This window comes from Rhodococcus sp. MEB041 (assembly GCF_030208955.1).
Lineage (GTDB): Bacteria > Actinomycetota > Actinomycetes > Mycobacteriales > Mycobacteriaceae > Rhodococcoides.
The window spans coordinates 816,835-829,744 of sequence record NZ_JARVSZ010000002.1; the positions used below are offsets into that span (position 1 = coordinate 816,835).

At 70.7% G+C, this 12,910-nt stretch carries 13 protein-coding genes; 8 read left to right on the forward strand and 5 right to left on the reverse strand.

Annotation, left to right across the window (positions count from 1 at the left end; all coding sequences use genetic code 11):
• Positions 1-35: 35 nt before the first annotated feature.
• Positions 36-416, reverse strand: coding sequence for a HesB/IscA family protein (locus QRN16_RS07825; protein ID WP_027505809.1), 381 nt, complete (start codon positions 414-416; stop codon positions 36-38).
• A gap of 97 nt (positions 417-513) precedes the next feature.
• Positions 514-1,563: a glycerate kinase family protein gene (locus QRN16_RS07830; RefSeq protein ID WP_222638381.1), complete on the reverse strand. Its 1,050-nt coding sequence runs from the start codon at positions 1,561-1,563 to the stop codon at positions 514-516.
• Positions 1,564-1,648: 85 nt separating this feature from the next.
• On the opposite strand from QRN16_RS07830, the gene QRN16_RS07835 reads away from it, so the two are divergent.
• From QRN16_RS07835 to cobS, 4 genes are read left to right on the forward strand one after another with little or no spacing between them, the layout of a single operon-like run.
• Positions 1,649-2,317 (forward strand): DUF3043 domain-containing protein, encoded by a 669-nt coding sequence (locus tag QRN16_RS07835; protein WP_027505807.1) that lies wholly within the window; start codon positions 1,649-1,651, stop codon positions 2,315-2,317.
• Between the two features lie 11 nt (positions 2,318-2,328).
• Positions 2,329-2,895: a bifunctional adenosylcobinamide kinase/adenosylcobinamide-phosphate guanylyltransferase gene (locus QRN16_RS07840; RefSeq protein ID WP_056445647.1), complete on the forward strand. Its 567-nt coding sequence runs from the start codon at positions 2,329-2,331 to the stop codon at positions 2,893-2,895.
• Positions 2,889-3,944 (forward strand): nicotinate-nucleotide--dimethylbenzimidazole phosphoribosyltransferase, encoded by a 1,056-nt coding sequence (gene cobT / locus QRN16_RS07845; protein ID WP_037185716.1) that lies wholly within the window; start codon positions 2,889-2,891, stop codon positions 3,942-3,944. The genes QRN16_RS07840 and cobT overlap by 7 nt, the downstream gene beginning before the upstream one ends.
• Positions 3,945-3,949: 5 nt before the next feature.
• Positions 3,950-4,696, forward strand: coding sequence for an adenosylcobinamide-GDP ribazoletransferase (gene cobS / locus QRN16_RS07850; protein ID WP_222647761.1), 747 nt, complete (start codon positions 3,950-3,952; stop codon positions 4,694-4,696).
• Positions 4,697-4,700: 4 nt separating this feature from the next.
• On the opposite strand, the gene QRN16_RS07855 is transcribed toward cobS, so the two are convergent.
• Complete coding sequence (locus QRN16_RS07855) at positions 4,701-5,804, reverse strand: branched-chain amino acid aminotransferase (RefSeq protein ID WP_027505804.1); 1,104 nt, start codon at positions 5,802-5,804, stop codon at positions 4,701-4,703.
• Positions 5,805-5,837: 33 nt separating this feature from the next.
• Positions 5,838-6,953 (reverse strand): glycine cleavage system aminomethyltransferase GcvT, encoded by a 1,116-nt coding sequence (gene gcvT, locus QRN16_RS07860; protein WP_027505803.1) that lies wholly within the window; start codon positions 6,951-6,953, stop codon positions 5,838-5,840.
• A gap of 105 nt (positions 6,954-7,058) precedes the next feature.
• Here gcvT and QRN16_RS07865 point away from each other — a divergent pair, with 105 nt between their 5' ends.
• The gene (locus QRN16_RS07865; protein ID WP_222630518.1) at positions 7,059-8,567 is read left to right on the forward strand and encodes a leucyl aminopeptidase; all 1,509 of its coding nucleotides are present in this window, start codon (positions 7,059-7,061) and stop codon (positions 8,565-8,567) included.
• Positions 8,568-8,589: 22 nt separating this feature from the next.
• Here QRN16_RS07865 and QRN16_RS07870 read toward each other — a convergent pair whose 3' ends face one another.
• Positions 8,590-8,922 carry a hypothetical protein gene (locus tag QRN16_RS07870; protein ID WP_027505801.1) on the reverse strand — a complete coding sequence of 111 codons (333 nt, stop codon included), beginning with the start codon at positions 8,920-8,922 and terminating at the stop codon, positions 8,590-8,592.
• 310 nt (positions 8,923-9,232) lie between these two features.
• Here QRN16_RS07870 and sucB point away from each other — a divergent pair, with 310 nt between their 5' ends.
• The 3 genes from sucB to lipB all read left to right on the forward strand — a co-directional run bounded on the left by sucB (position 9,233) and on the right by lipB (position 12,901).
• Positions 9,233-11,083 carry a 2-oxoglutarate dehydrogenase, E2 component, dihydrolipoamide succinyltransferase gene (gene sucB, locus QRN16_RS07875; RefSeq protein ID WP_285185521.1) on the forward strand — a complete coding sequence of 617 codons (1,851 nt, stop codon included), beginning with the start codon at positions 9,233-9,235 and terminating at the stop codon, positions 11,081-11,083.
• Positions 11,084-11,221: 138 nt separating this feature from the next.
• Positions 11,222-12,109, forward strand: a complete 888-nt coding sequence (locus QRN16_RS07880; protein WP_056445658.1) for a TIGR01777 family oxidoreductase — start codon at positions 11,222-11,224, stop codon at positions 12,107-12,109.
• 24 nt (positions 12,110-12,133) lie between these two features.
• The gene (gene lipB / locus QRN16_RS07885; RefSeq protein ID WP_285185524.1) at positions 12,134-12,901 is read left to right on the forward strand and encodes a lipoyl(octanoyl) transferase LipB; all 768 of its coding nucleotides are present in this window, start codon (positions 12,134-12,136) and stop codon (positions 12,899-12,901) included.
• Positions 12,902-12,910 lie beyond the last annotated feature (9 nt).

A 12,910-nucleotide genomic window follows, 5' to 3' on the forward strand; every position in this document is an offset into this window, starting at 1 on the left:
CAGGGTGCCGGGGACGGCGGGAGACTACTCGGGACTCAGTTGAAGGAGTCACCGCACGCGCACGAACCCGTGGCGTTGGGGTTGTCGATCGTGAAGCCCTGCTTCTCGATGGTGTCGACGAAGTCGATCGACGCGCCCTCGACGTACGGCGCGCTCATCCGGTCCACGGCGAGCGTGACGCCGCCGAAGTCCTTGACCAGGTCGCCGTCGAGCGAGCGGTCGTCGAAGAACAGCTGGTAGCGCAGCCCTGCGCACCCGCCGGGCTGAACCGCGATGCGCAGCGCCAGGTCGTCGCGGCCTTCCTGATCCAGCAGTGCCTTGGCCTTGGACGAGGCCGCTTCGGTCATCAGGACGGCGTGCGTCTCGGTGTCGGTGGTGGTCACGTCACTGGTGGCGACGTCGTTCTGCACAGTCATGGGTTCTCCCTATCGTTCGTGCCCTCTCGGCGACAACGCCGGCGAACACAGTCAACGGTACTCCCGACCCCGCTATTCCACACGATCGCCGGGGCGGTCACGCCCACGAGCCGGTGCGGGCGACGTCCGCGGCGAGGCCGGTCAGCTGGGCACGCGCGTCCGACATGGCGAGGTCGACCGATCCGGCGAAATCGGTCACCGAGTGCGCCGACTCGATGCCCGCCGCGCGCATGTCGTCCTCGCCCAGACGCACCTGACCGGCGAGGACCACCGTGCGCACACCGTGCTCGCGAGCCGACCCCGCGAGAGCGGTCACCACCTTTCCTCGCAACGACTGCGAGTCGAACTTCCCCTCGCCCGTCAGCACCACGTCGACCGTCGGCATCACCTCGTGGCGACGGGTGCGCTCGGCCACCAGATCGGCCCCGGACGTGCGGGTCGCTCCCAGCGCGAGCAACGCGGCGCCCAGGCCGCCGGCCGCACCCGCCCCCGGCAGGTCCGCCACCGCGCGCTCGGCGACGCGATCGAGCTCGACGCACCAGTCGGCGTTCCGCTCCTCCAGGACGCGCACGGTGTCCGCGTCCGCACCCTTCTGCGGTCCGAACACCGCGGCCGCACCGGCGGGGCCCAGCAGCGGATTGTCGACGTCCGTGGCCGCGACGAGGTCGACGTCAGCGAGAGCTGCGACCGCCGCGTCGGGTCCCCCGAGGGCCTCGATCATGCCCGCGCCGCCGTCGGTCGAGCTGCTGCCACCGAGACCGACCACCACGGTGGTCGCTCCACGGGTCAGCGCCTCCGCGACGATCTGCCCCACTCCCCTGCTGGACGCCGCGACGGCCGACTCCGGATCCGGCGAACGACCGAGCAGTCCGAGACCGACGGTCTGCGCGACCTCCACGTAGGCGGTCGCGCCGTCGAGCAACCAGCGCGCGGTCACGACGTCGCCGAGGGGTCCGGACACGGTCGACTCGATCACCTCGCCGCCGTCGGCCGCGAGTGCGTCGACGAACCCGGGTCCGCCGTCGGACTGGGGCGCGAGGATCAGCTCGTCGTCGCGCGCGCTCGACCACCCCGCCGCGATGGCGTCGGCTGCTTCGGCCGCGGTCAGGGTGTCTCCGAAGGAATCGGGGGCGATGAGAACGCGCATCGGAACACTCTAACGAGGAGCGCCGGTCGTGAGAGCCCACGACTGCGGTGTTCGCGTGGGGGTGAACGTCGAATAACCTGTGGGGGTGAAGCTGCCCTTCGGTAAGTCGAGTGAGAAGTCCGACACCCAGACCCCCGTCGACCACGAGTCGACGAGCCTGGACGAGAGCACGGCGCAGACCCGCGGCAACGTCAGCCTCGGCAAGGGCCGTCCGACGCCCTCACGGCGTGAGGCCGAGGGCCGCCGCCGTGGCCCGGTCGCACCGGCGCCGCTGACGGCCAAGGAGGCCCGGGCGCGACGCAAGGCGACGCGGGGCAGCAAGGACGAACGCAAGGCCGCCTCGGCCGAGCGTCGCGCGAAGGCCGCGGACCAGCGTGCCCGCATGATGGCCGGCGAGGACAAGTTCCTCCTCCCCCGCGACAAGGGCCCCGTCCGCGCCTACGCGCGTGACCTGGTCGACTCGCGTCGCAACTTCGTCGGGCTCTTCATGCCGATGGCCCTGATCCTGCTCGTGGCACTGTTCCTGAGCCCCGAGGTGCAGTCGATCGTCACGCTCGCGCTGTTCATCATGATGATCTTCATGGGTATCGACGGCTATCTGCTCGGCCGCCGCGTCAACAACAAGGTGCGGGACCGTTTCCCCGAGACTCCGGACGGCGGCTTCAAGCTCGGCTGGTACTCGTTCGTCCGCGCGTCGCAGGTCCGCAAGATGCGTGCCCCCAAGCCTCGCGTCGGCCCCGGCGACGCGGTCTGAGCGCACCCGCGGTGACGCGCACGCTCGTCCTCGGAGGTGCCCGGTCCGGCAAGTCCGGCCATGCGGAGTCGTTGCTGGCCGGTCACGCCGAGGTCCGGTACGTGGCCACCGGGCGGCGGAACAGTGCGGACGCCGATTGGGACGCCCGCATCGACACGCATCGACGGACGCGGCCGGAGCACTGGTCCACGGTCGAGATCACCTCGTACGCGGCACTGTCCGAGGCCCTGCGGGACGACGTGCCCACACTGGTCGACGACCTGGGGACCTGGCTCACCGGCGCGCTGGACGATCTGCGCGCGTGGGACTCGCCGCGCGGCACGGTGGTGGCCGCGGTCGACGACCTGGTGACGGCCGTCGACCGGTTCGAGAGTCCGCTGGTGCTCGTCTCCCCCGAGGTGGGTCTGGGCGTGATCCCGGAGTCGCGGGCGGGCAGACTCTTCCGCGACGAGATCGGTGCCGCGAACGCCCGTCTCGCGCAGGTGTGTGACGCGGTGACGTTGGTGGTGGCCGGGTTGTCCGTCCCCCTCACCCGACCGAGCGACCGACCCACCGACCGATCGAGAGGCACGTGGTGACCGAGAGTTCCGCACTGTTCCGTCCGGTGGATCCACCCGACGCCGAGATCGCCCGTGAGGCGAGAGCCAGGCAGTCGTCGTTGACCAAGCCCGCGGACTCGCTCGGCCGTCTCGAGGACCTCGCCGTGTGGGTCGCGTCGTGCCAGGGCGTGAGCCCTCCGCATCGGTTCGCTCGGGCTCGCGCCGTGGTCTTCGCCGGCGATCACGGCATCGCCCGCGGTGGGGTCTCCGCGTACCCGCCGGAGGTGACGGCGCAGATGGTCGCGAACATCGCCGCCGGCGGCGCCGCGATCAACGCATTGGCGACGGTGTCCGGTGCGACCGTGCGAGTGGTGGACATCGCGGTCGACGCGGACACCGACGACTCCGTGTCGTCGCACAAGGTGCGTCGCTCCAGTGGGTCGATCGACCGCGAGGACGCACTGTCGCAGGACGAGGTGATCGCCGCCCTGACAGCGGGCCGCGACATCGCCGACGAGGAGGTCGACGGCGGCGCCGACCTGTTGATCGCCGGCGACATGGGCATCGGCAACACCACCCCCGCCACCGTGCTGATCGCTGCCGTCACCAACACCGAACCGGTGGCGGCGGTCGGCCGCGGTACCGGCATCGACGACGCGGGGTGGATCCGCAAGACCGCCGCGATCCGTGACGCCCTGCGGCGTGCGCGTCCCGTCACCCGCGACCCGATCGCACTGCTGCGCACCGTCGGCGGCGCCGATCTCGCCGCGATGACCGGCTTCCTGGTGCAGGCCGCGGTGCGTCGCACACCGGTGCTGCTCGACGGCGTCGTCGTCACGGCGGCGGCACTGGTCGCGAACGATCTCTCGGTCGGCGCCTCGTCGTGGTGGCTGGCCGGCCATCGGTCGACGGAACCGGCACACGCGTTGGCGCTCGCACACCTGCGACTCGATCCCCTGCTCGACCTGTCGATGCGCCTCGGCGAGGGCTCAGGGGCGATGGTCGCGCTGCCGATCCTGTCCGGTGCCGTCGCGACACTCGCCGACATGGCGACGTTCTCCGATGCCGGAGTGAGCACGCGGCCCTGATGTTCCTGGACCCGGTGCGCCTGGCGTTCTCCTGGCTGACGGTGCTGCCGGTGCGTGGTCCGGACGCCGTCGATCGCGACGACGCACGTCGCGCGATCGGGATCGTCCCGCTCGTGGGCCTGGCGCTGGGCGGCGCGGCCGCACTGGTGGTGTGGTCGTGCGCCGCAGCCGACCTGCCGCCCCTGCTCGCGGGACTGCTGGGCGTCGGCATCCTGGCGCTGCTGACCCGCGGAATGCATCTCGACGGGCTCGCGGACACCGCGGACGGACTCGGGTCCTACGGCCCGGCCGAGCGTGCGCTGGCGATCATGAAGTCCGGGTCCACCGGACCGTTCGGGGCCGCGACCCTCGTTCTGATTCTCGGCGTGCAGGCGGTGGCCATGGGCGAACTCGTCTCTCGGGGAGACGCTCTCGCGATCGTGGTCGCTGCCGTCGTGTCCCGGTGCGCCGTCGTGATCGTGTGCCGCCGCTCGGTGCCCGCCGCCACCGGCAGTGGCTTCGGCTCACTCGTCGCGGCGTCGCAGTCACCCGCCGTGGTCACCCTGTGGGTCCTCGTGGCACTCGCCGCCGGGCTGCTCGCCGTCCCCGGCGTCCCGCTGCAGGGAGTGGCAGCCGTCGCGGTGGCACTCGCTGCCGTCACTCTGCTCGCCCGGCACTGCGTTCGGCGATTCGGCGGTCTCGTCGGTGACGTGCTCGGGGCGAGCATCGAGCTGACCACCGCCGTGGTGCTCGTGCTCTGCCTCGTCGGCTGAGCGATCAGTCGCGCAGCGTGCTCATCCAGCCGTGGGTGTCGGCGAAGGTGCCGCGCTGGATTCCGGTGAGTGTGTCGCGCAGAGCCATGGTGACCTCGCCGGGCTCTCCGGTACCGATGCGGAAGTCGCCCTCGGCCGACTTCACACTGCCGACGGGGGTGATCACGGCTGCGGTGCCACACGCGAAGACCTCGGTGATCTCGCCCGACTCCGCCTTCTTCTGCCACTCGTCCGTGGAGATCTTGCGCTCCTCCACGGCGAAGCCCGCGTCGGTGGCGAGCGCCAGCAGCGAGTCACGCGTGATGCCGGGCAGCAGCGAGCCGGACAGGGACGGCGTGACCAACCGCGCGTCGGGTCCGGAGCCGAAGACGAAGAACAGGTTCATCCCGCCCATCTCCTCGACGTAGCGGCGCTCGAGCGCGTCGAGCCACACGACCTGGTCGCAGCCCTGGTCCGCGGCCTGCGCCTGGGCCAGCAACGAGGCCGCGTAGTTGCCCGCGAACTTCGCGGCGCCGGTGCCGCCCGGCGCGGCGCGCACGTACTCGGTGGAGAGCCACACGCTGACCGGCTTGACCCCGCGCGGGAAGTACGCGCCGGCGGGCGAGGCGATGAGGAGGTAGCGGTAGGAGGACGACGGGCGCACGCCCAGCCCCGCCTCGGTGGCGAACATGAACGGCCGCAGGTAGAGCGCGTCCTCGCCGCCGGCGACGGGCACCCACTCGTGGTCGACGGCGAGCAGCTGCTCGATGGACTCGCGAAACAGCTCCACCGGCAGGGCCGGCATCGCCAACCGCGCGGCCGAGCTCTGCAGACGCTCCGCGTTCGCGCCGGGGCGGAACGACGCGAGACTGCCGTCGGGCTGGCGGTAGACCTTGAGACCTTCGAAGATGGCCTGGCCGTAGTGCAGAACCATGGCCGCGGGATCCATCGGGAACGGCGCGTAGGGCGTCACCACCGCGTCGTGCCACCCGGTGCCGGCGTCGTAGTCGATGGCCACCATGTGATCGGTGAAGTGCACGCCGAACCCGGGCGCCTGCAACACCGCTGCCCGCGCTTCCGCGGTGGCGGGCGACGGGTGCTCGTGACGCGTGAATTCCAGGCCAGTCATGCCGAACACTCTAAAGCAGCGTGGTGTGGCATCTCACCGCACGTGCGCCTCGACGAACGGCGGCCTGACCACCTCGCACGCGATCGCCCGACCACGCACGTCCACGTCGACCGCGTCACCGACGGCGACGCCCGCCGCGGTGTCGAGCAACGCGAGCGCGATGCCCACCTTGAGGGTCGGCGAGAAGGTGCCGGACGTGGTCGCACCGACCGGTTCTCCGGTGCCGACCGAATTCCCCGGGCGCAGGACGGTCAGATCCGGACGCAGCACACCGCGTCCGACGGCGCGGAGGCCGACGAGGGTGCGGGGTGCGCCCGCCTCCTTCTGCGCCACGAGGGCGTCGCGTCCGCGGAACTCGTCCTTCTTCCAGCCCACCGCCCAGCCGCAGCGCGCTTCCAGCGGACTGATGTCGACGGACAGCTCGTGCCCGTGCAGCGGGTAGCCCATCTCGGTGCGCAGCGTGTCGCGCGCTCCGAGACCGGCGGGCTCGCCGCCCACCTCGCGCACCGCGCCCAGCAGCGCCTCGAACAGCGACGCGGCCGTGTCCCACTGCGGCAGCAGCTCGTACCCGTGCTCCCCCGTGTAGCCGGTGCGACAGACCCGTACCGAGCCGGATCCGAACGCGACGTCCTCGAACGCCATGTAATCGAGGGAGGACGGCAGCCCGACGGCGGCGAGGACGTCGGCCGACCGCGGTCCCTGCACGGCGAGGACGCCGTACTCCCGGTGGGCCGAGCGGACCTCGATGCCGGCCGGGGCACCCTGCGCCAGCACCTCGACCACGGCGGCGGTGTTGGCCGCGTTGGGCACGAGGAACACCTCGTCGTCGGACACGAGGTAGGCGATGAGGTCGTCGACCACTCCGCCGTTCTCGGTGCAGCACAACGTGTACTGCGCCTGGCCGGGCCCGATGCGGTCGAGCGCGTTGGTCAGCACCGAGTCGACGTACGCCGCGGCGCCGGGACCGGAGACGACCGCCTTGCCCAGGTGACTCACGTCGAACAACCCCGCGGTGGTGCGCGTCGACGTGTGCTCGGAGACGGTGCCCGCGTACGACACCGGCATCGTCCACCCGCCGAAGGGGGCGAACGTGGCTCCGAGGGCGACGTGCGCCTCGTGGACCGGACCGTGCAACAACTCTTCGCTCATGGTGGGGAACGCTAACTCAGACGAGCCCGATGTCGGTGTCGGCATACGATCGACTGCGTCGCTCCACCCTCACCGACCGTCCCCGACCATCAGGAGCAGCAGCACGTGAGCAGTCAGTCGCAGCGCACACTCGGACCCGAACTGGTCCTCGCCGGAACCATCGACAAGGCCGTCGAGGTCGTCGTCGTCGGACTCGAGAAGACCGACGACGGTGTCCGCATCGTCGGCGAGGACTTCCTCGGGAACGCCGCCGCAGACGTCCTCGCCGCGGTCACGGCCCTCGGCGCCACCGGCCGGGCCGATCAGGTCACCCGCGTTCCCGCACCCTCGTCCCTGCCCGCCGCCAGCGTTCTCGCCGTCGGTCTGGGCACCGCCGCCGAGCGCACCGACGACGTGCTGCGTCGTGCGGCCGGATCGGCGGCGCGCGCGCTCACCGGCATCGGCCACGTCGCGACGACCCTGTCCGCCGTCGGCCTCGCCGCCGCCGCGGAGGGCCTCTACCTCGGCGCCTACCAGTTCAGCGAGTACAAGCAGAAGTCGGCGCCCAAGGACGACGCGACACCGATCACGCGGGTGGATCTGCTCGTCGGATCGCCGCGCGACAAGCAGGCTCGCGCCGAACTCGCGCGCTCCGAGGCCGTCGCCGAGGCGGTCGCCACCGCGCGTGACCTCGTCAACACGCCCCCGAGCCACCTCTTCCCGGCCGAGTTCGCCGAGCGCGCCCGTGCCCTCGGGACCGAGGCCGGCCTCACCGTGCAGGTGCTCGACGAGAAGGCACTCGAGCGCGGGGGCTACGGCGGCATCGTCGGCGTCGGCAAGGGCTCGTCCCGCCCGCCGCGTCTGGTCCGGCTGTCCTGGTCCGGCGGAAAGAAGAAGTCCCCCACCGTCGCTCTCGTCGGCAAGGGCATCACGTTCGACACCGGCGGCATCTCGATCAAGCCCGCGGCGGGCATGGAGAACATGACCTCGGACATGGCCGGCGCGGCCGCCGTGGTCGCGACGGTGGTGCTGGCGGCCAAGTTGAAGCTGCCGATCGACGTCACCGCGACGGTGCCGATGGCCGAGAACATGCCGTCGTCCACGGCGCAGCGTCCCGGCGACGTGCTGACCCAGTACGGCGGCACCACGGTCGAGGTCATCAACACCGACGCCGAGGGCCGCCTCATTCTCGCCGACGCCATCGTGCGCGCCTGCGAGGACGAGCCGGACTATCTCATCGACACCGCGACCCTCACCGGAGCGCAGATGGTCGCCCTCGGCACACGCACCCCGGGTGTCATGGGCACCGAGGTGTTCCGCGACCGCGTCGCCGCCATCTCGCAGCGCATCGGCGAGAACGCCTGGGCGATGCCGCTGCCGGCCGAACTGCGACCCGATCTCGACTCCCGCGTCGCCGACCTCGCCAACGTCACCAACCACCGGTGGGGCGGCATGCTCGCGGCCGGGCTCTACCTGAAGGAGTTCGTCGCCGAGGGCGTCCAGTGGGCGCACATCGACGTGGCCGGGCCGGCCTTCAACACCGGCGGGCCGCACGGCTACACGAGCAAGGGCGGCACCGGTGTCCCGGTTCGCACCATGATCTCGGTGCTCGAGGACATCGCCGAGCAGGGCTGACCCGCTCGCGCGAGCGGGGAGCTCAGGCTCCCTGCTCGCGCCTCCGGATGATCTTCTGTCGGGCGTCGTGGTCCCGCATCCGCTGCGGATACCCGGTCTTGCGCACGTCGTAGACCGGGATCTTCAGGTCCTCTCCCAGCTTGCGCGCGCCCTTCTCGCCGCCCACCGCGCGGCGGGTCCACTCACCGTCGTTCGCGACCAGCACCACGGTGATCGGAGTGACCGTCGTCTCCGGTTCGACGTAGGCCTCGACGCCGATGCGGGCGGCCGTCCAGTCGGCGAGATGCGCTCTGTCGGACGACGACGCTCCGCCTCGGGATCGACTCGGGCGCTTGAATCTGTCGAACAGTCCCACGGTGTCTCCTCCATCCGCCGAGCAGTGCACGCGACTCTCGCGTGCACGAAATGCACTCAATCCGGTCCACACCATCATCCGGACGGCACGCCGACCCCACCGAGCGCGAACCGTCTCACGAAGTGACAGGATGATCGGGCATCGCGTGAACCATCTCACGGTGCGCGTCACCCGTTACCGGCACAACTCGCCGCGAGAACGGTGCGACGCGGCCACAATGGTCCACGTACCGCGACCGGCTAGACACCACACCCGCTAGCGACCACGAGCCGCTACACCCGTACTACAACTTGTCGAGGAGTCAACAGACATGACCTTCTCCGTCCAGATGCCAGCTCTCGGTGAAAGCGTCACCGAGGGGACTGTCACACGGTGGCTGAAACAGGAGGGGGACACGGTCGAAGTCGACGAACCCTTGCTCGAAGTCTCCACCGACAAGGTGGACACGGAGATTCCGTCTCCGGCAGCGGGTGTCCTGACCAAGATCGTCGCGCAGGAGGACGACACCGTCGAGATCGGCGGTGAGCTCGGTGTCATCGGTGACGCGGACGAGGCGCCGTCCGACGGCGACGACTCGAGCAGCGACGACTCGAGCAGCGACGAAGCCGACGCAGGCCCGTCCGACGCCGCCGAGCAGGCGTCCGTCGAGGGCGAGAGCGAGGCCGACGCGCCCGCACCCGACAGCGACGACGACGGCGGTGCGAGCAGCGGTTCCACCGGTGGCGGCGACGGCACTCCCGTCACGATGCCCGAACTGGGCGAGTCCGTCACGGAGGGCACCGTCACCCGGTGGCTCAAGGCCGTCGGCGACGAGGTCGCCGTGGACGAGCCGCTCCTCGAGGTCTCCACCGACAAGGTCGACACCGAGATCCCGTCCCCGGTCGCCGGCACCCTGCTCGAGATCAGCGCCGAGGAGGACGACACCGTCGAGGTCGGCGGCCAGCTCGCCGTCATCGGTTCCGGTGCTCCCGCGAAGAAGGAGCCCGCGCCCGCGCCCGAGCCGGAGCCCGAGAAGAAGCCCGAGCCGGAGAAGAAGCCGGAGCCCGAGGCGGAGGCGAAGCCCGCCGAGAGGCCCGCCAAGCAGGCCGACCCCGAGCCCGCCGGCGAGGTCTACACGCCGGAGCCGAAGTCCGAGAGCAAGTCCGAGAACTCCTCGAAATCGGAGTCCGAGGCGCCGGCCGGCGGCTCGAACGCCGGCGGTTCCAGCCCGTACGTCACGCCGCTCGTGCGCAAGCTCGCGCAGGAGAACGACGTCGACCTGAACTCCGTGTCGGGAACCGGCGTGGGTGGGCGCATCCGCAAGCAGGACGTCCTCGCCGCCGCAGAGGCGAAGAAGGCGCCGGCCGAGGAGAAGGCTGCTCCGGCTGCCGCAGCTCCCGCCGCGTCCGCCAAGCCCTCGGCACCGTCCACTGCCGGCGTGCGGCCCGAACTCGCGCACCTGCGCGGTTCGACGCAGAAGATCAACCGCATCCGGCAGATCACCGCCAAGAAGACCCGCGAGTCGCTGCAGACGTCGGCGCAGCTCACGCAGGTGTTCGAGGTCGACCTGACCAAGGTGGCAGCACTGCGCACCCGCGCCAAGGCCACGTTCAAGGAGCGCGAGGGCGTCAACCTGACGTTCCTGCCGTTCTTCGCGAAGGCCGTCGTCGAGGCGCTCAAGGTTCACCCCAACGTGAACGCGAGCATCGACGAGGAGAAGAAGGAGATCACGTACCACGACGCCGAGCACCTGGGCATCGCGGTGGACACCGAGCAGGGCCTCCTCTCCCCCGTCATCCACAACGCGGGCGACCTGTCGCTGGCCGGCATCGCACGCGCCATCGCGGACATCGCGGCACGGGCACGGTCGAACGGCCTCAAGCCGGACGAGCTGTCCGGTGGCACGTTCACCATCACCAACATCGGCAGCCAGGGCGCCCTGTTCGACACGCCGATCCTGGTTCCGCCGCAGGCCGCCATGTTGGGCACCGGGGCCATCGTCAAGCGCCCGGTCGTGGTGACCGACGCCTCGGGCAGCGAGTCCATCGGTGTCCGCTCCATGGCGTTCCTGCCGCTCACCTACGACCACCGTCTCGTCGACGGCGCCGATGCGGGTCGCTTCCTGACCACCATCAAGCACCGCCTCGAGGAGGGCGCGTTCGAAGCCGACCTCGGCCTCTGACGCTTCTTCGGTAATCTCGGAAGTCCCCGACACTTCGCAGCCCCGACCTCCGGGAATCTGTGACCTGTCGAACGAGGGGGCACTCGCTGCACACCGTGCAGTGGGTGCCCCCGTCGCCGTCCCAGGAGGCAGTCACTCGTGCGCATCGTCATCGCAGGTTCGTCCGGACTCATCGGCACGTCGCTCGTGGCGGCGTTGCGCAGCGGAGGGCACGACGTCTTCCGCCTCGTCCGCCGTGCACCCGCGGGACCGGACGAGATCGGCTGGGATCCCACCGCCGGATCGCTCGACCCGGAGGCACTGAAGGGCGCCGACGCCGTGGTGAACCTGTGCGGCGTCGGGATCGGTGACAAGCGGTGGACCGGCGCGTACAAGCAGGCCGTCCGCGACAGTCGCATCGTCCCCACAGAGGTGATCTCCCGCGCCGTCGTCGAGGCGAAGGTGCCGACGCTCGTCAACGCCAGCGGCATCAACTTCTACGGTGACACCGGCGACACCGTGGTCGACGAGACGGCGCCGGTCGGTACGGGCTTCCTCGCCGAGGTGTGTCGCGACTGGGAGGACGCCACGTCCTTCGCGGCCTCGAACGGCGTCCGGGTGGTGTTCCTGCGCAGCGCTGCCGTCCTGTCCCGGCACGGCGGCATGATGGGCAAGCTCCGCCCGCTGTACCTCTTCGCGCTGGGCGGTCGGCTCGGCAGCGGCCGCCAGTACTTCCCGTGGATCTCGCTGACGGACGAGGTCCGGGCGATCGTCTTCACCCTGGAGAATCAGGACATCACCGGACCGGTCAACCTCCAGGGGCCCGCACCGGTGACCAACGCCCAGTTCAACAGCGCCATGTCGCGAGCGGTGCATCGCCCGGCACCGTGGATGGTGCCCGGGTTCGCGATCTCCGCGATCATCGGCGAGTTCGCGAACGAGGCCATCCTGCACAATCCGCGAGCCATCCCCGCGGTGCTCGAGAAGCACGGGTTCACGTTCGAGCACAACACCATCGGAGAGGCGCTCGCGGACACCGTCGGCTGACCCGGCGGCGTACTCTTCGATGTCATGATCACCCGCTCCGCCCGCGCCGACTCCCGGCCGATGCTCGTGCGTTCGCTCGGCACGATCGACTACCTCGACGCTCTCGAGATCCAGCGCGAGGTCGCCGGCCGTCGTGCCGAGAACGTCGGCGCCGACGAGTTGCTGCTTCTCGAGCATCCCGCCGTCTTCACCGCGGGTCGGCGTACGGCTCCCGAGGATCGGCCGCGCGACGGCACCCCCGTCATCGACGTCGACCGTGGCGGCAAGATCACCTGGCACGGTCCCGGGCAGCTGGTCGGCTATCCCATCGTGCGGCTCGCGGAGCCCGTCGACGTCGTTCGGTACGTCCGGCTGATCGAGGAGGCACTCATCGCCGTGTGCACCGATCTGGGCCTCGAGGTCGGGCGTATCGACGGCCGTTCCGGCGTCTGGCTCGCGGCCGGCGAGGTGCGCGGAGCCCGAAATCCTGGTCCGAGATGGCAGCCCGAACGCAAGGTGGCTGCCATCGGGGTCCGCGTGCAGCGGGGTGTGGCTCTGCACGGCTTCGCCCTGAACTGCAATGCGTCCCTGGAGGGCTTCGGCACCATCGTTCCGTGCGGTATCGCGGACGCCGGCGTCACCACACTGTCGGACGAACTCGGCCGCGACGTGACCGTCGACGAGGTCACTCCGGCGGTCACGCAGCGCATCCTGGACGCACTCGACGGTGCCCTGCCGTTGGCGGTGCACGATCTCGACAGAACGCCCGTCGCACCCACGCCACGCTTCACCACGGTGAACTTCGGCGGATGACCCCCCGCG